Below are 21,305 nucleotides of genomic sequence, written 5' to 3'. Positions count from 1 at the left end.
GAAGAAAGGAGGTCCATGATTCATGGCAAGATTGAAAGAACGTTTTTTGAACGAAGTTACACCTGCTTTGATTCAAAAATTCAACTATACAACTGTAATGCAAGTGCCTAAAGTCGAGAAGGTTGTTATCAACATGGGTGTAGGCGACGCTGTTGCCAACTCGAAAGTACTTGATTCCGCTGTGAACGACATGCAGTTGATTTCTGGTCAAAAGCCGGTTATCACTCGTGCGAAGAAGTCGATCGCAGGCTTCAAGCTTCGTGAGAATATGCCGATCGGTGTGAAAGTAACGTTGCGCGGTGAGCGTATGTATTACTTCCTCGACAAGTTGTTCAACGTAACGCTTCCACGCGTTCGTGACTTCCAAGGCGTATCGACGAAAGCATTTGACGGCCGCGGTAACTATACACTCGGTTTGAAGGAACAATTGATCTTCCCGGAAATCGAGTATGACAAGGTTGATAAAGTGCGCGGTATGGATATCGTTATCGTAACTACGGCTAAGACCGACGAAGAATCCCGCGAATTGCTGGGCGGACTCGGAATGCCTTTTGCGAAATAAGAATCATTTTTTCTCCGATACTATTTAGGAGGTGTCAGGCTAAGTGGCAAAAACTTCGATGAAAGTTAAACAGCAACGCACTCCGAAATTCAAAGTACGGGCTTACACCCGTTGCGAGCGTTGCGGTCGTCCACATTCGGTATTGCAAAAGTACAAAATTTGCAGAATTTGTTTCCGTGAATTAGCTTATAAAGGCCAGATTCCTGGCGTGAAAAAAGCAAGCTGGTAATCCATCAACAACGGGAAGGAGGTTTACACTAATGACTATGTCTGATCCTATTGCAGATATGCTTACTCGTATTCGTAACGCGAACACGGTTCGCCACGAAACAGTAGAACTGCCTGCATCCACGATTAAGAAGCAAATCGCTGAAATTCTGAAGCGTGAAGGTTTCATTCGTGACGCAGAATATATCGATGACAACAAACAAGGGTTGATTCGTATTTTCCTGAAATACGGCCCGAACAATGAGCGCGTTATTACTGGACTTAAGAGAATCAGTAAGCCTGGCCTTCGCGTGTATACGAAGAGCAATGAAGTTCCTCGTGTACTCGGCGGTTTGGGAATCGCGATTGTCTCCACGTCCAAGGGAGTTATGACGGACAAGGAAGCTCGTCAGGCGAAAGCCGGCGGCGAAGTTGTCTGCTACGTTTGGTAATTAACGTCACAAAACAAGGAGGTGCAGCAAATGTCTCGTATTGGTCGCAAACCAATTACAGTACCAAGTGGTGTGGATATCACACTTAATAATAGTGTCATTACGGTAAAAGGCCCTAAAGGCACTTTGACCCGTGAGCTTCACAAGGACATGAAGGTTTCGGTTGAAGACAACCAAATCCTTGTCGAGCGTCCTTCCGACAATAAATTACATCGTTCCCTGCACGGTACAACCCGTAGCGTAGTGAACAATATGGTGAGCGGAGTAACCGAAGGCTTCACCAAGACTCTCGAGCTTGTTGGTGTCGGTTACCGTGCCAGCAAATCCGGTGAGAAACTGGTTCTGAACGTAGGCTACTCTCATCCGGTTGAAATCACGCCGGAAGCTGGGATTACGTTTGAAGTTCCATCCAACACGAAAATCATCGTGAGCGGAATCAATAAAGAGCGCGTAGGCGAGTACGCTGCGAATATCCGTGCGGTTCGTGCACCTGAACCTTACAAGGGCAAAGGGATTAAGTACGAAGGCGAACGTATCATCCGTAAAGAAGGTAAAGCTGGTAAGAAGAAATAAGCCTGATCATCGAAGGCTGCTTCTTCTTGCTTCTTGACTTGTACGGCCGCGCATGGCGTGAAGGTAAACCGAAGGGAGTGAAATGGAAGTCATGATTACAAAAGGCGATAAGAACAAAGCACGTCTGAAAAGACATTTGCGTGTACGTAAGAAAATCCAAGGAACGGCTGAACGTCCTAGATTGAACGTATACCGTTCTTCCAAACATATCTATGCTCAATTGATCGATGATGTAGCGGGTGTAACCCTGGTATCCGCGTCGACAGTTGACAAGGAAATCAGCAGCGAAATCAACAATGGCGGCAATGTCGAATCCGCACGTAAAGTCGGAGAACTGGTTGCTAAGCGCGCTACGGAAAAAGGCGTGAAGGTTGTTGTTTTTGACCGCGGAGGATACTTGTACCATGGACGGATTCAAGCATTGGCTGATGCAGCTCGCGAAGCAGGTCTTGAATTCTAATATTATTTTAAAAAGGAGGTTAACGACTTGCGTGTAGATCCTAACACTTTAGAACTGACAGAAAGAGTTGTAAATATTAACCGCGTAGCTAAAGTAGTAAAAGGCGGACGTCGTTTCAGCTTCAGCGCACTTGTTGTTGTCGGTGACGGCAAAGGCTGGGTTGGCGCTGGTATCGGTAAAGCTGGCGAAGTTCCTGATGCGATCCGTAAAGGAATTGAAGATGCCAAGAAGAATCTTGTGCATGTTCCGCTTGTAGGAACAACTATTCCTCACCTTGTTACCGGACATTTCGGTGCAGGCCGCGTGCTGTTGAAGCCGGCTTCCGAAGGTACCGGGGTTATCGCAGGCGGTCCTGTTCGTGCGGTACTTGAGCTGGCAGGCGTAGGCGACATTTTGACAAAATCACTGGGTTCTTCGAATTCCATCAACATGGTCAATGCGACTTTGGAGGGCTTGTCCCGTCTGAAGCGTGCTGAGGATGTTGCGAAATTGCGCGGTAAAACCGTCGAAGAACTTCTCGGTTAAGGAGGGAATCTCATGGCTAAACTGCAAATTACCCTCGTGCGTAGTTTGATCGGTCGTCCGGAGAACCAACGTACTACCGTAAAAACTTTGGGACTTCGCAAAATCAATCAGTCCGTGGTTCACAACGATAACCCAGCCATCCGTGGCATGGTTAATCAAGTAAGCCACCTGGTTTCTGTTCAAGAAATCACTGAATAGTCACTGTACTACTCAGTGAATCAACATCTAATAAGGAGGTGCAACGAACGATGAAGTTACATGAGCTCTCCCCAGCTGCAGGCTCCCGTCATGAGCGTAAGCGTGTTGGACGCGGTACTGGTAGCGGCATGGGTAAAACATCTACACGTGGCCATAAAGGTCAAAATGCTCGTTCCGGCGGTGGTGTACGTCCGGGCTTCGAAGGCGGACAAAACCCGTTGTATCGTCGCTTGCCAAAACGCGGATTTAACAATCCTACGCGGAAAGAGTACGCGATTGTGAACATCGAAGAACTTAACAACTTTGCTGCGGGTACGGAAGTAACTCCTGAACTGTTGTTCGAACAAGGAATCGTGAAGAACGCGCTGAGCGGAATCAAGATCCTTGGCAATGGCGAAGTAACTGTCAAGCTGACAGTTAAAGCGAATAAGTTCTCTCAATCTGCGGTAGAGAAAATCGAGGCTGCCGGCGGTAAAACCGAGGTGATCTAATGTTTAAAACGTTGAAGAACATTTGGCACGTTCAGGATCTCCGTAACCGGATCCTATTCACCCTGTTCGTATTCATTATTTTCCGGATCGGTTCCTTCGTTCCGGTTCCTGGTGTGGATGCTTCCGTATTTCAGAATTCCAGCAACGCTGGTGCTGAAAACTTGTTCGGGCTTCTGAATACTTTCTCGGGCGGCGCACTGAAGAACTTCTCGATTTTTGCCCTCGGGATTATGCCATACATCACGGCTTCCATCATTGTTCAGCTCCTCTCCATGGACGTCATTCCGAAGTTTGCGGAATGGGCGAAGCAAGGAGAACACGGCAAGAAGAAAATGGCTCAGGTTACCCGTTACGGTACAGTTGTGCTTGCGTTGATTCAAGCTTTTGCAACTTCGATCGGCTTTAACCGCATGTATAACATCGAAATGGTACCAAATGCTACCTTTGCCGATTATCTGGTGATTGCTATCGTATTGACAGCAGGTACTTCGTTCCTGATGTGGCTCGGTGAGCAGATTACGGAAAAGGGAATCGGCAACGGAATCTCGCTGATTATCTTCGCCGGGATCGTGGCTGGTATTCCAGGCCATATTGAGACGATTGCGATGTCAGAATTCATTATTGAAGGCCAAACCTTCATGAATGTGGTCAAATCGATCGGAATTCTTCTTGTGTGTGTGTTGATTGTCATCGGCGTAATCTACATTCAACAGGCGATCCGGAAAATTCCGGTGCAATATGCCAAGCGTGTTGTGGGCAACAAAATGTATGGCGGACAAAATACGCATATTCCATTGAAAATCAATGCAGCCGGCGTTATTCCGGTAATCTTCGCTGTATCGCTGCTGCAATTCCCGGTTGTCCTCGCCAGCTTCTGGGCGCATATGAACTGGGCACAATGGATTACCCAGCATCTGTCCACCAGCCAGCCTTTAGGCATGGTGCTCTACGTTGTCATGATCATCGGCTTCACATTCTTCTATACCTTCGTACAGATGAATCCGCAGCAGATGGCTGAGAACATGAAGAAGAACGGCGGATATATTCCGGGAATCCGTCCTGGCAAAACAACCGAGGTATACCTGACCAAGGTATTGACTCGTTTGACCATGACAGGCGCGTTGTTCCTTGCAGCGATCTCCGTACTTCCTGTAGGCTTGGGAGCTTTGGCTAACCTGCCTCAAAGTGTACAGATCGGCGGTACTTCGATTCTGATCGTGATCGGGGTTGCACTTGATACGATGAAGACGATTGAAAGCCAGTTGATCAAGCGTCACTACAAAGGCTTTATTAATAAGTAAGCGATAGGTACCAGGTCTGAGCTCGCAAGAGATCGCTCCTGGCGCCTATTGTTATGTTTCTTGAAATGGATTGTAATCTGGAGGGAGTGATAGACATGAACATTCTATTCATGGGGCCTCCTGGAGCAGGGAAAGGGACACAAGCAGAAGTCATTGTGAACCAGTTCGGTATTCCGCACATCTCTACCGGGGATGCGTTTCGTCTGGCCATCAAGCAGGGAACCCCTGTGGGGCTCAAGGCGAAGGAATACATGGATCAAGGACTTCTGGTGCCTGATGATGTAACAGTCGGTATTGTTCGCGAACGTCTGCAGCAGTCCGATTGCGAAAAAGGTTTCTTATTGGACGGTTTTCCAAGAACCCTTTCGCAAGCGGAATCGCTGGAGGAACTGCTTGGCGGATTAGGAAAGAAGCTGGATCATGTCATCAACCTGAAGGTAGACCGTAACAAGCTGCTGGCTCGTCTGACCGGGCGCCGCCTTTGCAAAGCTTGCGGAGCTACTTATCATGTGATCTTCAATCCTCCTGTTCAGGAAGGTGTTTGTGATAAGTGCGGCGGTGAGTTGTACCAACGTTCCGATGATAACGAAGAGAGCGTAGGAACACGGCTGGACGAATATATCAACAAAACGGCACCTCTCCTCAAGTTTTATGAAGATAAGGGCCTGTTGCGTCAAGTAGATGGAGAACAGGAAATCGGAGCGGTTTCAGAAGAAATCGTGTCCATACTGCGAGGTTAGGTGTAATGATCATTTGTAAATCCGAAACGGAACTGGGCTTTATGCGCGAAGCGGGACGAATTGTAGCGGAAACGCACAGACTGATTGCTAAGTCGATTGAGCCGGGAATTACGACGGGGGAACTCGATCAGATCGCCGATAAATTCATTCGCAGTCAACATGCGGTGCCTTCTTTCAAGGGATATAACGGTTTTCCTTCTAGCATCTGTGCTTCAGTCAATGAAGAATTGGTACACGGTTTTCCCGGCAAACGCAAATTGAACGAAGGCGACATCATCACGCTTGATATCGGTGCGGAATTCCGTGGTTTCCATGGAGACTCGGCTTGGACATATCCGGTAGGTCAAATATCCGAAGAAGCCCAGCGGCTTCTGGATGTGACTGAAGGCTCCCTCTATGCCGGTCTGGCACTGGTCAAACCTGATGTACGCTTGTATACTATTTCGCATGCGATCCAGCAGTTCATTGAGGATGCGGGATTCTCCGTCGTGCGGGAATATGTCGGTCACGGGATCGGCAAGGATCTGCATGAGGAGCCGCAAATTCCGAACTACGGAAGTCCGGATCGGGGGCCACGGCTTAAGCCTGGCATGGTACTGGCAATCGAGCCGATGGTTAACGCCGGTAAACGGTACGTAAGAACGTTGGAAGATAATTGGACTGTGGTAACGGTTGACGGATCACTGTGCGCTCATTTTGAGCATACAGTAGCAGTTACGCCGGATGGTCTTGAGATTTTCACTAAACTGGATGCGTAGGTGATGAGCTTGAAGCACAGCACAGAGGCGCAGATCGGTCAATTGGTGAAAGCTTTAAAGGGCAGAGATGCTGAAGCGGTTTATGTGATCGTCGGAATTGTGGATGAGAAATTCGTCCTCATTGCAGACGGAGACAAACGCAAATTCGATCAACCTAAACGTAAAAACATTCAGCACCTTAACCTCCAGCCGATGATCAGCAGCGAAGTTGTTCATAGTTTGCAAGAGAGCGGCAGAGTGACAAATGCCAAGCTGCGTTACGCGGTTCAAGCATTTCGTCAGGCTGAGGGCTCCAATGCCGAAGAGAAAGGGGAATGACAGTGGCCAAGGAAGATGTAATTGAAGTCGAAGGTACGGTTATTGAGCCGTTGCCGAATGCTACCTTTAAAGTAGAACTGGAAAACGGACATCAAATTCTTGCTCATGTATCCGGCAAGCTGCGTATGCACTTTATCCGGATTCTGACAGGAGACAAAGTTGTTGTTCAATTGTCGCCTTATGACCTAACTAAAGGTCGTATTACGTATCGTAAATAGATTCCAATACCATTTGGAATAAATATGTGTTATGATATTCAGGTTGAGTAATTTAGAACATCTAAATGTGCTCCCAATACGGGTTTTACATTCGTAAAGCAGAGCTGATCCTTACGAAGAGAATTTGCTCCGCTAAACTAAGCAAAGGCTTTCGAAGCTAGTTTTACATTCGTAAAACTTTTAGGAGGTAATCAACATGAAGGTAAGACCTTCTGTGAAGCCTATCTGCGAAAAATGCAAAGTCATTCGTCGCAAAGGCAATGTTATGGTGATTTGCGAAAATCCGAAACACAAACAAAAACAAGGTTAAAGAAGGGGGTGTAGCGTAAAATGGCACGTATAGCTGGTGTGGATTTGCCACGTGATAAGCGCGTTGAGATCGCCTTGACTTACATTTTCGGAATCGGTAAAACGACTTCCCAGAAAATCCTGTCCGAGACAGGCATCAGTCCGAACACTCGTGTTCGTGATTTGACGGAAGATGAGGTTAGCAAACTACGCGAAACGATCGACAAAACGGTTAAGGTTGAAGGTGACCTGCGTCGTGAAATTTCCTTAAATATTAAGCGTCTGATTGAAATTGGCTGCTACCGCGGTGTTCGTCATCGTCGCGGCTTGCCTGTTCGCGGACAACGTACTAAGACGAATGCTCGTACTCGTAAGGGTCCTCGTCGTACAGTAGCGAACAAGAAGAAATAAGAAGGAGGGATAACAGACAATGGCTAAACCAAAAAAGGTCGTACGTACAAAACGTCGTGACCGTAAAAATATTGAATCCGGTGTGGCACATATCCGCTCCACCTTCAATAACACGATCGTCACCATTACGGATCCGCACGGTAACGCAATTTCCTGGGCAAGCTCCGGCGGTCTTGGATTTAAGGGTTCCCGTAAATCGACTCCGTTCGCCGCTCAAATGGCTGCGGAATCGGCTGCAAAAGCCGCTATGGAACATGGCATGAAGAGCGTCGAAGTTATGGTTAAAGGTCCTGGAGCCGGCCGTGAAGCCGCTATCCGCTCCTTGCAAGCTGCGGGCCTTGAAGTAAACATGATTAAAGACGTGACTCCAATTCCTCATAACGGTTGCCGTCCTCCAAAACGCCGTCGTGTATAATTGAAGCCGCCTCTAGTGTGGTATAACAACATCATAATTGGTAACAATGGTTGTTTAGGCATACTACATGATAGACTTCAAGAATCACATGACCGTTTGTAAGGAACGACGTTTGAAGGAGGGGTACTTTCGTGATAGAAATCGAAAAGCCGAAAATCGAGACCGTAGAAGTTAGCGATAACGGCACCTATGGGAAATTTGTAGTAGAACCACTTGAGCGTGGATATGGCACGACACTGGGCAACTCGCTTCGCCGGATTTTGCTCTCTTCTCTACCGGGTGCTGCGGTAACCTCGGTCCAAATCGATGGTGTTCTGCATGAATTCGCGACCATTCCAGGTGTAATGGAAGACGTCACGGAAATCATTCTGAACCTGAAGGCACTTTCGCTCAAAATCCACTCCGATGAAGAGAAGATTCTCGAAATCGATGCGGAAGGCGAAGGCGTCATTACGGCGGGAGATATCCGTGCGGACAGCGATGTCGAAATTTTGAACCCGGATCTTCACATTGCAACCTTGGAGCCGGGCTCCAGACTTCACATGCGCATTTATGCCGGCCGCGGTCGTGGTTATGTTCAGGCAGATCGGAATAAACGGGATGATCAACCGATTGGTGTCATTCCTGTCGATTCGATCTATACCCCGATTGCTCGCGTCAATTACGTAGTAGAAAATACACGTGTTGGCCAAGTGACCAACTACGACAAGCTGACGCTTGAAGTATGGACCGATGGCAGCATCAGACCTGAAGAAGCGGTAAGTCTCGGTGCCAAGATTTTGACCGAGCATCTCTTCCTGTTCGTCGGGTTAACGGACGAAGCGAAGGACGCGGAAATCATGGTCGAAAAAGAAGAAGACAAGAAAGAAAAAGTTCTTGAAATGACGATTGAAGAGCTCGATCTCTCCGTTCGTTCCTATAACTGCCTCAAGCGTGCCGGAATTAACACGGTACAAGAACTGACCACGAAGACGGAAGAAGATATGATGAAGGTGCGCAACCTTGGTCGCAAGTCTTTGGAGGAAGTTCAAGAGAAGCTTGAAGAGCTTGGTTTGGGTCTTCGTACGGAAGAATAATCCTGCTTGAATCGTTCTAGCGAAGGAGGGAAAACTCATGGCATATCAAAAGTTGGGCCGCGATTCCAGTGCGCGTAAAGCTTTGTTCCGTGATCTGGTAACCGACCTGTTCTTATACGAACGCATCCAAACAACGGAAGCGAAAGCGAAGGAAATTCGCTCGATCGCTGAAAAGCTGATCACCAAGGCTAAGCGTGGAGATCTGCATGCTCGTCGTCAAGTGGCTGCATATGTGCGCCGCGAATCAATCGACGGTCAGCAGGATGCAATCCAGAAGCTGTTCTCGGAAATTGCACCTCGCTACTCCGAGCGTCCAGGCGGATACACTCGTATCCTGAAGCTTGGACCACGCCGCGGCGACTCCGCCCCTATGGTTTACTTGGAATTGGTAGACCGTGCTTAATTAGGGGAGGATCCCTAAGCAACGTTAAACTCTCTGACGGCTTGCCGCTAAAGGCTTGGCCGTAGAGAGTTTTTTGTTATTTTATTGTATGAATAGTTAACTATATAGGTTGAACTAAAAACTACGTAGAAAGGGGCAAAAGTGTGGAGTGTGCTGAAGAAGCGGAAGCGTTCGCCTTTGCGAGTGGATTTCTACCGTATCATATCTTAGTTCAATCAGAGAAATCCGCGAACAACAGCGATCGTAAGAACACTCTACACGTTGCCCTCTAAACGTAAAAGGTATTAGTTCAACCTATATAGGAATGCGGGGGTGAATTTGCTTGCGCAATTTATTGGCAACGGTCAGCTATGACGGCACGGCCTATTACGGATTTCAGACGCAGCCAGGAGGAAATACGGTACAGGATGCGATTGAGCATGCTTTGCTTCAATTGACGGGAGAAGCGATCAAGATCCATGGCTCGGGACGTACGGATGCCGGCGTTCATGCCAGGGCACAGGTGTTTCACTTTCATACGAATTCTATTATTCCGCTGGAGAGATGGCGCCTTGCCCTGAATGGCCGTCTTCCGGAAGACATAAGAATAATCGAAATCATCGAGGTGCCGCTGGAGTTCCACGCCAGACGTTCAGCGAAGCGGAAGACGTATCGTTATTCGATCAACGGGAACCGTGTCCCTGATATTTTTGTCAGGAGATATCAGCTGCACCATCCCGGCAAGCTTGACGTGGAGGCGATGCGTCAGGGATTGGAGCACCTCGTTGGAACCTATGACTTCACCTCCTTTGCCTCCAGACACTCCACGAAGACGAGCCATGTTCGGACTATCCTTGAGGCGCGCCTTGAGGTCGAGCAGAGCGAGCTTGCGGCAGGAAGTCATGAGCAGGGAGTCATTCACCTATATGTGACAGGGAATGGCTTTCTGCAGCATATGGTGCGTATTATTGTGGGCACGTTGCTTCAGATGGGAGAGGGCAAACGGACCCCGGAGGATATGAAAAGCATCCTTGCGGCGAAAGATCGCGCAGCCGCTGGACCGACGGCAGAGAGCAAGGGTCTTATGCTATGGAATGTGGAATATGATTTCAGCTCGCCGGCATCTGAGCAATCCGAATGGACCGATACAGAAGATCACGAGGACGATGAGTAAAATGCTGCAACCGCAGCTGAGTTTCTTCGTAATTAGTACAAGAACAAAATTATTCTAATTAACGGAGGACGAGCTCATGAAATGTCCAGTATGCAATGATGTCCGGATGCGTGAGGTTGAGAAGGACGGAGTATTGATTGATGTATGCCCTGATTGTAAAGGAGTCTGGCTGGACCGCGGGGAACTGGAGAAGTTGCTCAAGGAGATCAATGATATTCGACCGTCTTATCGAGAATGGGAAGAAAGCCGGGGATATGACGGATATGGTCAACAGATGGACCCTAGACATCAGCAGCAGCATCCAAACTATCCGCCAAACCAAGGCTATCCGCAGAATCAGGGATACCCTCAGGATCGCAACTATAAGGAGAATTATAAAGGCTATCCTAAGCATAAAAAGAAGAAAAATGTGCTGGACGTGTTTGGGGATCTTTTTGATTAAAAATACTTGCGGAAGTGCGTTCGTTACTGTAAAATATAAGTTGTGTTTTCTTGACGGCTATCCCACGGCCCCCAGTTGAGAAGACCGCATTGCAAGAACTGAGAACTACCTAACTACGAATATGACAACGATCGAAGATAAAGTGTGAACGCGGGCAATCCAGCTGTTACATCGGCTTGAGACTCGCATCCATGAACCATTTCGGACGAGAATGAAGGAGGATCTTTACATGCGTACCACCTATATGGCGAAGCCAAACGAAGTTGAGCGCAATTGGCACATTATTGATGCCGAAGGCAAGACACTTGGCCGTTTGGCAAGTGAAGCCGCTGCTCTGATCCGCGGCAAGCACAAACCACAATTTACTCCACACGTTGATGGCGGTGACTTCGTTATCATCATCAATGCTGAGAAGATTACTTTGACTGGCAAGAAGCTGGAGAACAAGAAGTACTATCGTCACTCCCTGCATCCAGGCGGCTTGAAAGTTACTGTAGCCAAGGATCTTTTGAATACAAAACCTGAGCGTGTACTTGAATCTGCTGTATTCGGTATGCTGCCTAAGACTCGTCAAGGCGAGAAGATGAAGCTCAGACTGAAAGTTTATGCCGGCACAGAGCATCCACATGCAGCACAAAAACCTGAAGTTTACGAACTTCGCGGATAATTAAAAGGGAGGACAGTTTCATGGCACAAGTACAATACTATGGGACAGGTCGTCGTAAACATTCGGTAGCTCGTGTTCGCCTTGTACCGGGTGAAGGACGCATTGTCATCAATAAACGCGATATCAACGAATATTTCGGTTTGGAAACTCTCAAACTGATCGTTAAACAACCTTTGAACCTGACTGAAACATTGGGCAACTACGATGTAATCGTAATCGCTCATGGCGGCGGTATCTCTGGTCAAGCAGGCGCAATCCGTCACGGTATTTCCCGTGCATTGCTGAAGGCTGACCCTGAATTCCGTCCTGCTCTGAAGAAAGCGGGCTTCCTGACTCGTGATCCACGTATGAAGGAACGTAAGAAATACGGTCTCAAAGCCGCTCGTCGCGCACCACAATTCTCGAAACGTTAATATTCCTGGACCACAGGAATGCAGAGCCTCCGGCCAATTTTGGCACGGAGGTTTTTTATGTATACAATGAGCATTTTTTCACATAATAGGTGATTATTTTCACATACGATTAGAATAACTGGTGATAAACTTCCAATATCAACAATTTTATTCAATGGGGGATAAAACATGAAGAAAGCGATCTTGATTAGCACGGTAGTATTGCTTATGGCTGCACTGACAGCCTGCGGCGGCAATAAAGCAACTAACAATGCTGCTGATGGCGCGGATAACGGTGCCAATCCACCTGCCACGACAGAGACAAGCGCAGGTACGTATGTAGACGGTACTTACAAGGGCATCTACGATCGTAAGGATGTTCGCAACTGGATAGCTTACGTAGAAATTACTGTGAAAGACGGTAAGGTGGAGAAGGCCTACTACGATTACACGAACGAAAACGGTGACTTGAGAACCAATGACGAGAACTATTCAAAGGCGTTTGAGAATGTCAATAAAATGACTCCTCGTGAAGCATTCGATAAGCTCGGAGAGAATCTGGTAAGTGTGCAGTCTGCGGATAAAGTGGATGTAGTATCCGGTGCAACGCATTCCTCCAGAAACTTCAACGAGCTTGCTGCCGCAGCGCTTGAAAAAGCAAAGACCGGCGATACAAGCGATGCAGTGGTGAACCTGTATGAAGATGGTACCTACAAGGTAGAGGCTGATGCATTCGACGCACATGGCTGGAAGCCGTTTATCGAATTGGTAATCAAGGACCATAAGATTGATTCTGTGAATTTTGATTATGTGAATGAAGAAGGCGCGATGAAAACAGAAAACGCAGAATATAAAGCAGCGATGGAGCCGCAATCCGGAACTTATCCTGAGAAATATACAGCCGAGCTTGAACAACAACTGATCGATAAGCAATTGATCGGTGACGTAGATGTCATTACTGGCGCTACAACCTCTTCGAATAATTTCCATGCCCTTGTAGAAGCGGCTTTGGACGATATGGCTGAGATCGGTGATACATCTACGAAGGCTATAACGATTGCAGAATAATCATTTGCAACAAAATGATAAGACCTGACATTTCAAATGTCGGGTCTTTTTTATTGACTTACAGCGGTAAACCACTATACTATAAACTATAATTCTAATCTGTTTAGTCGGTTTTATATGCTATCATGCTATTCAAGGAGATGGAGGGTCGATAATGAATTTGCTTGAAAAGGAAGACCTTATTCGCACTAAGGCGGAAGAACTGGAAACCGCATCCCCGGAGGAGATCATTGCATGGGCGATCCGGACATTTCCGAACATTACCTTTGCATGCAGCTTTGGCGCTGAGGATGTGGTACTTGTAGATATGCTGCAGAAGATTAGCCCCAAGACAGATATATTCTATCTGGACACGGACTTTCACTTTAAAGAGACCTATGATACTCGGGATGCCCTCGCGAATCGCTATGAATTAGCCTTTGTGCGCGTATCCCCGAAGATTACCCCGGAGGAGCAGGCACAGCAATTCGGCGATGAGCTATGGAAGTCAGACGCTAATGCCTGCTGCAACATTCGCAAGGTTGAACCTTTAACCCGGATCTTGTCTCAATATGATGCATGGATTACAGGAATTCGCAGAGATCAGGCGCCTACCCGGGCAAATGCCAAGAAGATTGAATATGACACCAAGTTCGGGCTGGTTAAATTCAATCCGATCGCAGGCTGGACCAGCGAGGATGTTTGGCAATATATCCGCGATAATAATGTCATTTATAACCCGCTGCATGACCGCAATTATCCAAGCATTGGCTGCGAATACTGCACACGTCAGGTCATGCCTGGCGAGGATCCAAGAGCAGGACGCTGGTCAGGCTCTGACAAGACAGAATGCGGACTTCATAAATAAAGGAGAGACAACCATGACGGCAATCTTACCACACGGAGGCAAGCTGATTAACAGACTGGCCTCCGGGGATGAACGTGAACGACTGCTTAGGGAAGCTGCGGAGCTGGAAGCCATTGCGATTACGCCATGGGCTATTTCCGATCTAGATCTCATCGGTGTCGGCGCTTTCTCGCCATTGACCGGATTTATGACAGAACAGGATTATCGATCTGTAGTCAAGAACATGCGTCTGGCTAATGGAACCGTATGGAGCATTCCGATTACTTTATCGGTTAGTGAGGAGCAGTCCGCTTCGCTAACTCCGGGCAAGAAAGTGGCCTTAACGGGCGAGCAGGACGGAGTTATTTACGGCTTGCTGGAGGTTGCCGATGTTTATCGTGTCGATCCGCTTGAAGAGGCGGTACATGTGTTTAAGACGGATGACAATGAGCATCCCGGAGTGAAGAAATTGCTGGAACGCTCGCCGATCTATGTTGGCGGGGAGGTAACTGTACTGAACCGTCCGAAGCCTGATCGCTTTGGCGAGTTCTATTATGACCCGGCAGAGACGCGGAAAATTTTTGCCGAGAAGGGTTGGAACAAGGTTGTCGGTTTCCAGACCCGCAACCCGGTTCACCGGGCTCATGAATATATCCAGAAGAGCGCGCTGGAGATTGTGGACGGACTGTTCCTGAATCCGCTTGTGGGAGAGACGAAGTCGGATGACGTTCCGGCTGATGTGCGTATGAAGAGTTACCTTGTGTTGCTGGATCATTATTATCCTGCAGATCGTACTTTTCTGGGTGTCTTTCCGGCGGCCATGCGTTATGCGGGACCTAGAGAAGCTATATTCCATGCTATGGTTCGCAAAAATTACGGCTGTACCCACTTTATCGTCGGACGGGATCACGCCGGAGTCGGCGATTATTATGGCACTTATGAAGCGCAGGAAATCTTCTCGAACTTTACACCGGAGGAGCTGGGAATCTCGCCATTATTTTTTGAACACAGCTTCTTCTGCACGAAATGCGGGAACATGGCCTCCAGCAAAACCTGCCCGCATCCGAAGGAGGATCATATGACCTTGTCCGGAACTAAGGTAAGAGGGCTGCTTCGGGAGGGCATCTGCCCGCCGCCTGAGTTTACCCGTCCAGAAGTGGCTCGGGTACTGATCGAGGGCATGAGTCATCAAGTCGTTATCTAAGTCCGGTGAACCCGGTATATTTGTCCACCTCGTCCCATATGATGATTAATGTCATTATGGGACGGAGGTGGCTTTTTTATGGGCTCCAAACACAAGCCGGAACTGTGGATTCATTTTGGACATATTCAGAAGGGATTTATCGCGCTCGGCCTTATCGGCTTATTAATTGGCCTGGCCCTCTATGAGGTGCCTGCGCAACGTGTATCCCAATATTGGAGTCTGCCGCTTGCCGGTCAGACGATTGTGCTGGATGCCGGTCATGGAGGAGCGGATGGCGGGGCTGTCAGTGAGCAGGGAGTGATCGAGAAGGACATTAATCTCGCGGTGTCTTTATATTTACGGGATTATCTGCAACAGGCAGGCGCTATTGTGGTGATGACCCGGGAAGAGGATCGGGATTTGGCTGATTCGGGTACAAAGGGCTATAAGAATCGAAAGACGGAGGATCTCAAGCGGCGGGTGAGGTTCATTGAAGAGCAGCAGGCTCGGCTATTTATCAGTATTCATATGAACAGCATCCCTTCGCCGCGCTGGCGTGGAGCTCAAACCTTCTATTACCCCAATCATGGCGACAGCCCTACGCTGGCCGACCTGATTCAGGAAGAGTTGAGACGTAATCTCGAGAATACGGACCGGGTAGCCAAGCAGTCCGATAAGTCGGTCTACATTCTGGAAGCCGTGACGATCCCAGCTGCGCTTGTCGAAGTCGGCTTCCTATCCAATCCGGAGGAGGCATCGCTGTTGGGCAATGAATCTTATCAGCAGAAGGTGGCCGCCTCGATATACCAAGGAATCCTGAGATATACTTCCGGAGAACGCAGCGGAACCTCGGCACAGTCTGACAAGAAATGATATAATAACTCATCATAGAGTCCTTATGAGGATAACGATAAAGTCGAGGTGCTGTTATTGATGACAAGGGAGCAACTTGAGGCCATACTTCGTCCAGTCGCTGAGCCTTCTTTGCAGCGTAGCCTGGTTGAGATGCAATGGATCCGGGATATCATGATCAAGGAGGAGCGGATATCGCTTACCGTCGTATGTCTGGATAAGGAAGGCAACAGCCGGCGGCTTGTAGAGGAGCAGATTCGCGCAAGACTTGCGGATGCCGGGATTAAGGATATTCATCTTCGTTTCCGGGAGGCCTCTGATTTGGAACGCGAACAGGCTGGACAAGATCTGAACGCGACTGCCACTGCTGCTAGGGAGCAGGCGCAAACACAGCCCAAGGGACATGCGGCCGGGTTAGAGAACGTGTCAATTCTTGACCCTGACTCCGGAGTGAAGTTTATCGCAATCGCCAGTGGCAAGGGGGGCGTGGGAAAATCCACGGTCTCTGTTAACCTTGCAGTGGCGCTGGCCCGTATGGGGAAGCGGATTGGCTTGATCGATGCGGATATTTATGGATTCAGCGTACCTGACATGATGGGAATCGAGACTGTACCTCAGGTCGAGGATGGCGCAATTATTCCGGTGGAGCGTTTCGGGGTGAAGGTGATGTCCATGGGATTTTTTATTCAGGACAATAATCCTGTGATCTGGCGGGGACCCATGCTGGGCAAAATGCTCAATCAATTCTTCGCAGATGTTGCTTGGGGGGAGCTGGATTATATGCTTCTCGATTTGCCGCCCGGAACAGGGGATGTTGCTCTTGATGTCCATCAGATGCTTCCGCACAGCAAGGAGATTATCGTCACCACGCCTCATGCTACTGCAGCCTTTGTAGCTGCTAGGGCAGGGGCGATGGCTCTCAAGACCGATCATGAGGTGCTTGGTGTAGTTGAAAATATGGCTTACTATGAGTGCGGAGGCTGCGGCAAGCGGGACTATGTGTTCGGCAGAGGCGGCGGGGCTCGTCTGGCGGAGACACTGCAGACGGAGCTGCTTGCTCAAGTGCCATTGGGGGCGCCGGATAATCATCCTTCCGAGCCTGATTTTTCTCCCTCTGTCTATAAGGCGGAATCAGGTGCGGGGCAGATGTATACTGAGGCAGCACTCAAAGTCATCGCCAAATGTGAAGAAGACTGATCCTTAACGGAGCAGTCTTCTTTTTAACTTTAACTAAATCAAGAACCTTGATCCTGTTCGTTTTCTCCGCCGCTGCCTCCGCCGGACTGCCCCTGATCTTCCTCTTGTCCTCCCTCCTTCTCACCGGACTTCGGCTGCTTCTCAACATTCGGCAGCAACTGTTGCTGCACGACCGTCTTTAGAAGCTCCATGACCTCCATCTTGAACAGAGGACTCTGCATGGCTTCCTGCATAACTGTCATAGTTTGCTTACGGTAGTCCGAAGTTTTCGTCAAGTCAAGAAACATCTTCATGACCTCCGGTGATTTCATGATCTCTCCAATGGACTTTTGATAGGTCGGGTCCTTTATCAGTTCCATATGAAGCTGCTTGCTCTGGGAATTAACGGCCTTGGCAAAATCACCCGCGAATTGCGGATCCGTCATAATCTTCTCCAACTCAGCCTTATACTCCGGGGAAGTTATGGTCTCCTTGACGGCCATACGGATCTGATCGGAGGACTGTCCGGGCAGAATCATGCGTACCCCAAGCGTTGACCCGCTTTGTTGCCCGCTGCCGGATTCCGAGCCTCCTGAGGATTCACCTGACTTGGAGCTGTCCTCTGAATTGCCGGATTCCGAATTATTCTGATCGTGATTGGCTGAACCGGACACGCTGTTGCTCCCGCTTAACGCTTCATAAATGGCCCGCTTGCCATCTTCCGTCTTTAAAATATCGATAACCATGGATTTTGTATCCTTATAGCCAAGTCCACCTTGGGAAGAAGAAGAGCCTCCTTGGTCAGAGCCGCAGGCTGTCAGCATGATAGATAATACAAGTATGCAAATGAACCAGAACCTGCTTAAGCGCAGTCTTTTCATGGTTCAATCCTCCTTTCGCTCATCGTCACTGTGGTTATTATGCGGCTGCAGAAAAAGATTTATCCTTTCGCCCCCATGGTTTTTTAACGGGATCATTGGTAAAATATTTCTTTAGTGGGGGTGTGACATTTGAACTTGAAAAATTGGATGTACTTATTCTGGACGACGTTAGCGGTAGGGGCGGCGGGATCGCTGATTGTTGGCCTGCTTATGCAATGGACCGACACTTTGGATATGAACGGAGCGACAGACATTCTCGTGAATATCGCCGTGCTGCTTGGGGTTGGCGCTATGGTCAGCGTGTATTCCCAGATGGGATTTTTTGCCTATCTGATGCTTAATTACATGGGCAATGGTGTATTCTCCCGCAGAACCTGGCAATATATACAGCTGGGGCTTGCTGTGCTGGCGTGGCTTGAATTGATGTTTTTTCGACTGTTTGTCGGCCGGGAGGGAAAGGGGACGTCAGATATCATCTTTGGGGTGATCCTGCTTGTTATTGCTGTTGGGGTTGCTTATTTCAAGGTGAAGATGACCCATAGCTCCGCATGGATTCCAACACTGTTCTTCATGACCGCCTTTACAATACTTGAAATTGTCGGTGTACTGAAGATTGGCGTTGACCAGGCTACATTATGGATCGCCGCACCGCTTATTGCCTGCAATGCTTACCAAATCTTGATTCTCCATCGTGTGCTTAAGCCGCAAAATACATATAAACCCCCGCGGCAGCAGGGGTTGGTAAATGAATGAAATGCATTTGAGCCGGGCAAATGAGGGGTATCCTCCATGAAGCCGGCTCTTTTTTTACCTTTACATCCCTGAGGCAATATCCAGCTGCTGCTGAAGCCAGGCCTGGTCACGCACCTGAGAACCGCTTACACCGGCTTCTTGAAGAAGATCGCTGACGGTGACGAACTCATAGCCCTTTTCCCGAAGCTGATCAATAATGAGGGGCAATGCTTCGTGGGTTTGCTCCACGGAATCACTGGCGTGCATCAGGACAATATCGCCGGGATGCGCCTTGCTCACGACCCTTTTGACAATCGTATCTACGCCTTTATTCATCCAGTCCTGTGAATCGGTGTCCCATTGGATGACTGTATAACCCAGCTCGTCGGCAGTCTTCAGCACGCGCTTATCGAAATCCCCGTTCGGGAGTCGCAGGAGCATAGGTGCTTTTCCAGTTACATCGGTTAAAATAGTATGAGCGGCGGTTAATTGCTTCTTAATCTCTTCATCGCTCAGTTCGCTGTAATTCGTATGTTTATGACCGTGGCTCCCAATCTCATAGCCTTGGGTCTGAATCGCCTTGACCAGCTCCGGGTGACTCTTGCTCCAAGGAGAAGATAAGAAGAAGGTTGCCTTGTTAATATTCTTGTCTTTTAATACCTTAAGGATCGGCTCGGCTCGTTTATCTCCCCAACTGATATCGAAGGTGAGGGCGATAACTTTTTTCTCGGTGGAAATACTGTAGATCGCTGCACCGCTGCTCTCCTCGGAGAATACGGTGACATGATTCTTCTCCACATAGATAATTCCGGCCGCAAATAGGGCCGCAGCAAAAACGAAGAAATACCGTTTGATCTTCTTCCCGTTAAGGACGTAGAAGAAATTGTTCATGGATGGTTGCCCCCTCATTCATTAAGATTGAATTGGTGGATTTGATGGATCCGCTTGTACTACTTTATGCTCGTACTAATTTGAAATATGACCCTGAAGAATGAATTGGAGGATTTATTTATGAAGCTTTCGTTTGGCTACTTTATGAAGGATTTGCATCGGTATCGGAAAATGATGCTGACTGCGTTAATACTGTTCGCGGCAGGTGTCATCATTGGTACTGCAGGTGCCGAGACTATTGGACGGTGGGTCAATCCGGCGATTGAGCAAATGCAGGAGCATAGCCAGAGACTATCGGAGTCACCCTCTCCGGAGCAGGGTTTCTTTAAATTTATTTTCCTCAATAATGCCATAAAGTCGGTCGCTGTTATCTTCCTAGGTGCGTTGTTCGGCGTGTATCCGGTACTGTTCCTGGTCATGAACGGAATGGTGATCGGTTACCTGGTATCAGAGCTAGGGCGCCAGGGTGAGGATGTGTTTCATTTAATATTTTATGGCCTGCTGCCGCATGGGATTATCGAGATTCCTGCAATTATCATTGCGGCCGGATTCGGAATGCAGTTTGGTTATATGGTTCTGAAATGGCTGGGGGAATTAGGAGGTGCAAGAGAAGAGAGGGAGAAAAGTGTGGTATGGCGCGGCTTTCTTGCTTCAGCGGTACGAGGGGCGTTCTGGATTGTGATCCTTCTCTTGCTTGCGGCGGGGATCGAAAGTGTGATTACTTACAATTTAATGAAATAGGGAGTCATAAAATTTCCAGAAAGTGAGCATAACAGTAAAGCGGTTCTATGGAAACAGGTTTATTGGGAAAGGTAACGGGTTAATCATTACCCAAGAGTACATACATGCGAGTGCATACGAGCGCTAATTGATGCTGCCTATATCCTGTTACAATCGCTATTTCGTCGAAAGAGGAGCTGTGTGGTTATGCTGGGAATGATGTTTAATGATAAAGAATGCAAGGAGCTCGATTATGTTCTTCGTAAGGAATTGGATGAGATGCTGCTGGATCTGAGCGACCAGCGGCTAGACCAAGATATTCGCCGCGCTATTGCTAATCGTTATAAAACCGTCTTTCGGATGTACGCCCGCTTTGCGCCTTCCAAGGAATTGTCTAAATATGCCCGAAGAGGGTAGTTCACATTAAATAAACAATAGGATATAATTGGATTTGACTTCATAGGCGGGCATGTGGTAAATTATCAAACGTTCCGCTTTTTTTGCAGAACATGCGGTTCTTGCAGGATGATCACAGAGGAGAAAAAACTTCTGAAAAAACTCTTGCAAAAACCGAATGAAGTATGGTATATTATAAAAGTCGCCGCTGAGACAGCGCGGTGATGAAATGAAGCGATTAAACATCGCGAGTTGATCTTTGAAAACTGAACAACGAGTGAGTATTAAATAGAGAATGAATAATTCTCGTCAGTTTTGAAATGAGCAAGTCAAACACTTTATTGGAGAGTTTGATCCTGGCTCAGGACGAACGCTGGCGGCGTGCCTAATACATGCAAGTCGAGCGGACTCTCAGGAGTGCTTGCACTCCTGAGAGTTAGCGGCGGACGGGTGAGTAACACGTAGGCAACCTGCCCGTAAGACTGGGATAACTACCGGAAACGGTAGCTAATACCAGATAATTTACCTTC

General features: G+C 48.2%; 32 protein-coding genes and 1 rRNA gene. 31 read left to right on the top strand and 2 right to left on the bottom strand.

All coding sequences use genetic code 11. The annotated features are described in order from the left end of the window. Positions 1 to 22 precede the first annotated feature (22 nt). The 27 genes from rplE (at position 23) to TX85_RS24155 (ending at position 17,176) form a co-directional block, all read left to right on the top strand. Positions 23 to 562, top strand: coding sequence for a 50S ribosomal protein L5 (gene rplE / locus TX85_RS26445; RefSeq protein ID WP_044482512.1), 540 nt, complete (start codon positions 23 to 25; stop codon positions 560 to 562). 43 nt (positions 563 to 605) lie between these two features. After that, a complete protein-coding gene (locus TX85_RS26160) occupies positions 606 to 791 on the top strand; it encodes a type Z 30S ribosomal protein S14 (RefSeq protein WP_009226651.1) in 186 nt (61 codons plus the stop codon). A gap of 31 nt (positions 792 to 822) precedes the next feature. Then, positions 823 to 1,221 (top strand): 30S ribosomal protein S8, encoded by a 399-nt coding sequence (rpsH, locus tag TX85_RS24275; RefSeq protein ID WP_044482511.1) that lies wholly within the window; start codon positions 823 to 825, stop codon positions 1,219 to 1,221. Between the two features lie 30 nt (positions 1,222 to 1,251). After that, complete coding sequence (rplF, locus tag TX85_RS24270) at positions 1,252 to 1,794, top strand: 50S ribosomal protein L6 (RefSeq protein WP_044482510.1); 543 nt, start codon at positions 1,252 to 1,254, stop codon at positions 1,792 to 1,794. 91 nt (positions 1,795 to 1,885) lie between these two features. Further along, the gene (gene rplR, locus TX85_RS26440; RefSeq protein ID WP_081671879.1) at positions 1,886 to 2,254 is read left to right on the top strand and encodes a 50S ribosomal protein L18; all 369 of its coding nucleotides are present in this window, start codon (positions 1,886 to 1,888) and stop codon (positions 2,252 to 2,254) included. 27 nt (positions 2,255 to 2,281) lie between these two features. Further along, positions 2,282 to 2,779, top strand: coding sequence for a 30S ribosomal protein S5 (gene rpsE, locus TX85_RS26435; protein WP_044482508.1), 498 nt, complete (start codon positions 2,282 to 2,284; stop codon positions 2,777 to 2,779). A gap of 12 nt (positions 2,780 to 2,791) precedes the next feature. Further along, positions 2,792 to 2,977 (top strand): 50S ribosomal protein L30, encoded by a 186-nt coding sequence (gene rpmD, locus TX85_RS24255; protein WP_044482507.1) that lies wholly within the window; start codon positions 2,792 to 2,794, stop codon positions 2,975 to 2,977. 50 nt (positions 2,978 to 3,027) lie between these two features. Then, positions 3,028 to 3,468 (top strand): 50S ribosomal protein L15, encoded by a 441-nt coding sequence (gene rplO, locus TX85_RS24250; protein ID WP_044482506.1) that lies wholly within the window; start codon positions 3,028 to 3,030, stop codon positions 3,466 to 3,468. Beyond that, the gene (secY, locus tag TX85_RS24245; protein ID WP_044482505.1) at positions 3,468 to 4,769 is read left to right on the top strand and encodes a preprotein translocase subunit SecY; all 1,302 of its coding nucleotides are present in this window, start codon (positions 3,468 to 3,470) and stop codon (positions 4,767 to 4,769) included. The genes rplO and secY overlap by 1 nt, the downstream gene beginning before the upstream one ends. A 95-nt stretch (positions 4,770 to 4,864) precedes the next feature. Continuing rightward, complete coding sequence (locus tag TX85_RS24240; protein ID WP_044482504.1) at positions 4,865 to 5,509, top strand: adenylate kinase; 645 nt, start codon at positions 4,865 to 4,867, stop codon at positions 5,507 to 5,509. Positions 5,510 to 5,514: 5 nt separating this feature from the next. Further along, entirely contained in the window at positions 5,515 to 6,267 is a 753-nt protein-coding gene (gene map / locus TX85_RS24235) for a type I methionyl aminopeptidase (protein WP_044482503.1), read from the top strand. 3 nt (positions 6,268 to 6,270) lie between these two features. After that, positions 6,271 to 6,585, top strand: a complete 315-nt coding sequence (locus TX85_RS24230) for a KOW domain-containing RNA-binding protein (protein ID WP_044482502.1) — start codon at positions 6,271 to 6,273, stop codon at positions 6,583 to 6,585. Positions 6,586 to 6,587: 2 nt separating this feature from the next. Then, entirely contained in the window at positions 6,588 to 6,803 is a 216-nt protein-coding gene (gene infA / locus TX85_RS24225; protein WP_006212898.1) for a translation initiation factor IF-1, read from the top strand. 196 nt (positions 6,804 to 6,999) lie between these two features. After that, positions 7,000 to 7,113 (top strand): 50S ribosomal protein L36, encoded by a 114-nt coding sequence (rpmJ, locus tag TX85_RS24220; protein WP_003333770.1) that lies wholly within the window; start codon positions 7,000 to 7,002, stop codon positions 7,111 to 7,113. Between the two features lie 20 nt (positions 7,114 to 7,133). Further along, a complete protein-coding gene (gene rpsM / locus TX85_RS24215; RefSeq protein ID WP_044482501.1) occupies positions 7,134 to 7,502 on the top strand; it encodes a 30S ribosomal protein S13 in 369 nt (122 codons plus the stop codon). A 19-nt stretch (positions 7,503 to 7,521) separates the two neighbouring features. Next, positions 7,522 to 7,917 (top strand): 30S ribosomal protein S11, encoded by a 396-nt coding sequence (gene rpsK, locus TX85_RS24210; RefSeq protein WP_018753969.1) that lies wholly within the window; start codon positions 7,522 to 7,524, stop codon positions 7,915 to 7,917. Positions 7,918 to 8,048: 131 nt separating this feature from the next. Beyond that, complete coding sequence (locus TX85_RS24205) at positions 8,049 to 8,993, top strand: DNA-directed RNA polymerase subunit alpha (RefSeq protein WP_044482500.1); 945 nt, start codon at positions 8,049 to 8,051, stop codon at positions 8,991 to 8,993. A 37-nt stretch (positions 8,994 to 9,030) separates the two neighbouring features. Continuing rightward, on the top strand, positions 9,031 to 9,396 hold the full coding sequence (gene rplQ / locus TX85_RS24200) for a 50S ribosomal protein L17 (protein ID WP_044482499.1): 366 nt from the start codon (positions 9,031 to 9,033) through the stop codon (positions 9,394 to 9,396). 322 nt (positions 9,397 to 9,718) lie between these two features. Continuing rightward, positions 9,719 to 10,549, top strand: a complete 831-nt coding sequence (gene truA / locus TX85_RS24195; RefSeq protein WP_044482498.1) for a tRNA pseudouridine(38-40) synthase TruA — start codon at positions 9,719 to 9,721, stop codon at positions 10,547 to 10,549. A gap of 76 nt (positions 10,550 to 10,625) precedes the next feature. After that, positions 10,626 to 10,991, top strand: coding sequence for a TFIIB-type zinc ribbon-containing protein (locus TX85_RS24190; protein ID WP_044482497.1), 366 nt, complete (start codon positions 10,626 to 10,628; stop codon positions 10,989 to 10,991). Positions 10,992 to 11,220: 229 nt separating this feature from the next. Continuing rightward, on the top strand, positions 11,221 to 11,658 hold the full coding sequence (rplM, locus tag TX85_RS24185) for a 50S ribosomal protein L13 (protein ID WP_044482496.1): 438 nt from the start codon (positions 11,221 to 11,223) through the stop codon (positions 11,656 to 11,658). Between the two features lie 20 nt (positions 11,659 to 11,678). Continuing rightward, positions 11,679 to 12,071, top strand: a complete 393-nt coding sequence (rpsI, locus tag TX85_RS24180) for a 30S ribosomal protein S9 (RefSeq protein WP_044482495.1) — start codon at positions 11,679 to 11,681, stop codon at positions 12,069 to 12,071. 168 nt (positions 12,072 to 12,239) lie between these two features. After that, positions 12,240 to 13,118 (top strand): FMN-binding protein, encoded by an 879-nt coding sequence (locus tag TX85_RS24175; protein ID WP_044482494.1) that lies wholly within the window; start codon positions 12,240 to 12,242, stop codon positions 13,116 to 13,118. Positions 13,119 to 13,272: 154 nt separating this feature from the next. Continuing rightward, positions 13,273 to 13,965, top strand: a complete 693-nt coding sequence (locus TX85_RS24170) for a phosphoadenylyl-sulfate reductase (RefSeq protein WP_044482493.1) — start codon at positions 13,273 to 13,275, stop codon at positions 13,963 to 13,965. A 13-nt stretch (positions 13,966 to 13,978) separates the two neighbouring features. Beyond that, on the top strand, positions 13,979 to 15,148 hold the full coding sequence (gene sat, locus TX85_RS24165) for a sulfate adenylyltransferase (protein WP_044482492.1): 1,170 nt from the start codon (positions 13,979 to 13,981) through the stop codon (positions 15,146 to 15,148). A gap of 78 nt (positions 15,149 to 15,226) precedes the next feature. Then, the gene (cwlD, locus tag TX85_RS24160; RefSeq protein ID WP_044482491.1) at positions 15,227 to 16,000 is read left to right on the top strand and encodes an N-acetylmuramoyl-L-alanine amidase CwlD; all 774 of its coding nucleotides are present in this window, start codon (positions 15,227 to 15,229) and stop codon (positions 15,998 to 16,000) included. A 57-nt stretch (positions 16,001 to 16,057) separates the two neighbouring features. After that, a complete protein-coding gene (locus tag TX85_RS24155; RefSeq protein WP_044482564.1) occupies positions 16,058 to 17,176 on the top strand; it encodes an Mrp/NBP35 family ATP-binding protein in 1,119 nt (372 codons plus the stop codon). A gap of 38 nt (positions 17,177 to 17,214) precedes the next feature. Here the strand turns inward: TX85_RS24155 and gerD are convergent, their stop codons facing one another. Further along, positions 17,215 to 18,036, bottom strand: coding sequence for a spore germination lipoprotein GerD (gerD, locus tag TX85_RS24150; protein ID WP_044482490.1), 822 nt, complete (start codon positions 18,034 to 18,036; stop codon positions 17,215 to 17,217). A 129-nt stretch (positions 18,037 to 18,165) separates the two neighbouring features. On the opposite strand from gerD, the gene TX85_RS24145 reads away from it, so the two are divergent. Next, positions 18,166 to 18,789: a KinB-signaling pathway activation protein gene (locus TX85_RS24145; RefSeq protein WP_044482489.1), complete on the top strand. Its 624-nt coding sequence runs from the start codon at positions 18,166 to 18,168 to the stop codon at positions 18,787 to 18,789. Positions 18,790 to 18,849: 60 nt separating this feature from the next. Here the strand turns inward: TX85_RS24145 and pdaB are convergent, their stop codons facing one another. Continuing rightward, entirely contained in the window at positions 18,850 to 19,659 is an 810-nt protein-coding gene (gene pdaB, locus TX85_RS24140; RefSeq protein ID WP_044482488.1) for a polysaccharide deacetylase family sporulation protein PdaB, read from the bottom strand. Positions 19,660 to 19,779: 120 nt separating this feature from the next. Between pdaB and TX85_RS24135 the strand changes: the two genes are divergently transcribed. The 3 genes from TX85_RS24135 to TX85_RS24125 form a co-directional block, all read left to right on the top strand. Beyond that, the gene (locus tag TX85_RS24135; RefSeq protein WP_044482487.1) at positions 19,780 to 20,400 is read left to right on the top strand and encodes a stage II sporulation protein M; all 621 of its coding nucleotides are present in this window, start codon (positions 19,780 to 19,782) and stop codon (positions 20,398 to 20,400) included. Positions 20,401 to 20,586: 186 nt separating this feature from the next. Then, the gene (locus tag TX85_RS24130) at positions 20,587 to 20,796 is read left to right on the top strand and encodes a hypothetical protein (protein ID WP_044482486.1); all 210 of its coding nucleotides are present in this window, start codon (positions 20,587 to 20,589) and stop codon (positions 20,794 to 20,796) included. Positions 20,797 to 21,113: 317 nt separating this feature from the next. After that, positions 21,114 to 21,305, top strand: a 16S ribosomal RNA gene (locus TX85_RS24125); the annotation flags it as partial.

This window comes from Paenibacillus antibioticophila, assembly GCF_000455265.1.
GTDB classification, from domain to species: Bacteria; Bacillota; Bacilli; order Paenibacillales; family Paenibacillaceae; genus Fontibacillus; species Fontibacillus antibioticophila.
Note: the sequence above shows the minus strand (reverse complement) of the source record. Positions and strands in the feature narration are given on the sequence as shown.

What these genes read in the sequence shown, in the direction of transcription:
- rplE (WP_044482512.1), top strand. Translation starts at nt 23, where the DNA reads ATGGCAAGATTGAAAGAACGTTTTTTGAACGAAGTTACACCTGCTTTG.
- rpsH (WP_044482511.1), top strand. Translation starts at nt 823, where the DNA reads ATGACTATGTCTGATCCTATTGCAGATATGCTTACTCGTATTCGTAAC.
- rplF (WP_044482510.1), top strand. Translation starts at nt 1,252, where the DNA reads ATGTCTCGTATTGGTCGCAAACCAATTACAGTACCAAGTGGTGTGGAT.
- rplR (WP_081671879.1), top strand. Translation starts at nt 1,886, where the DNA reads ATGATTACAAAAGGCGATAAGAACAAAGCACGTCTGAAAAGACATTTG.
- rpmD (WP_044482507.1), top strand. Translation starts at nt 2,792, where the DNA reads ATGGCTAAACTGCAAATTACCCTCGTGCGTAGTTTGATCGGTCGTCCG.
- rplO (WP_044482506.1), top strand. Translation starts at nt 3,028, where the DNA reads ATGAAGTTACATGAGCTCTCCCCAGCTGCAGGCTCCCGTCATGAGCGT.
- secY (WP_044482505.1), top strand. Translation starts at nt 3,468, where the DNA reads ATGTTTAAAACGTTGAAGAACATTTGGCACGTTCAGGATCTCCGTAAC.
- TX85_RS24240 (WP_044482504.1), top strand. Translation starts at nt 4,865, where the DNA reads ATGAACATTCTATTCATGGGGCCTCCTGGAGCAGGGAAAGGGACACAA.
- map (WP_044482503.1), top strand. Translation starts at nt 5,515, where the DNA reads ATGATCATTTGTAAATCCGAAACGGAACTGGGCTTTATGCGCGAAGCG.
- TX85_RS24230 (WP_044482502.1), top strand. Translation starts at nt 6,271, where the DNA reads ATGAGCTTGAAGCACAGCACAGAGGCGCAGATCGGTCAATTGGTGAAA.
- rpmJ (WP_003333770.1), top strand. Translation starts at nt 7,000, where the DNA reads ATGAAGGTAAGACCTTCTGTGAAGCCTATCTGCGAAAAATGCAAAGTC.
- rpsM (WP_044482501.1), top strand. Translation starts at nt 7,134, where the DNA reads ATGGCACGTATAGCTGGTGTGGATTTGCCACGTGATAAGCGCGTTGAG.
- rpsK (WP_018753969.1), top strand. Translation starts at nt 7,522, where the DNA reads ATGGCTAAACCAAAAAAGGTCGTACGTACAAAACGTCGTGACCGTAAA.
- rplQ (WP_044482499.1), top strand. Translation starts at nt 9,031, where the DNA reads ATGGCATATCAAAAGTTGGGCCGCGATTCCAGTGCGCGTAAAGCTTTG.
- TX85_RS24190 (WP_044482497.1), top strand. Translation starts at nt 10,626, where the DNA reads ATGAAATGTCCAGTATGCAATGATGTCCGGATGCGTGAGGTTGAGAAG.
- rplM (WP_044482496.1), top strand. Translation starts at nt 11,221, where the DNA reads ATGCGTACCACCTATATGGCGAAGCCAAACGAAGTTGAGCGCAATTGG.
- rpsI (WP_044482495.1), top strand. Translation starts at nt 11,679, where the DNA reads ATGGCACAAGTACAATACTATGGGACAGGTCGTCGTAAACATTCGGTA.
- TX85_RS24175 (WP_044482494.1), top strand. Translation starts at nt 12,240, where the DNA reads ATGAAGAAAGCGATCTTGATTAGCACGGTAGTATTGCTTATGGCTGCA.
- TX85_RS24170 (WP_044482493.1), top strand. Translation starts at nt 13,273, where the DNA reads ATGAATTTGCTTGAAAAGGAAGACCTTATTCGCACTAAGGCGGAAGAA.
- sat (WP_044482492.1), top strand. Translation starts at nt 13,979, where the DNA reads ATGACGGCAATCTTACCACACGGAGGCAAGCTGATTAACAGACTGGCC.
- cwlD (WP_044482491.1), top strand. Translation starts at nt 15,227, where the DNA reads ATGGGCTCCAAACACAAGCCGGAACTGTGGATTCATTTTGGACATATT.
- gerD (WP_044482490.1), bottom strand. Translation starts at nt 18,036, where the DNA reads ATGAAAAGACTGCGCTTAAGCAGGTTCTGGTTCATTTGCATACTTGTA.
- pdaB (WP_044482488.1), bottom strand. Translation starts at nt 19,659, where the DNA reads ATGAACAATTTCTTCTACGTCCTTAACGGGAAGAAGATCAAACGGTAT.
- TX85_RS24135 (WP_044482487.1), top strand. Translation starts at nt 19,780, where the DNA reads ATGAAGCTTTCGTTTGGCTACTTTATGAAGGATTTGCATCGGTATCGG.
- TX85_RS24130 (WP_044482486.1), top strand. Translation starts at nt 20,587, where the DNA reads ATGCTGGGAATGATGTTTAATGATAAAGAATGCAAGGAGCTCGATTAT.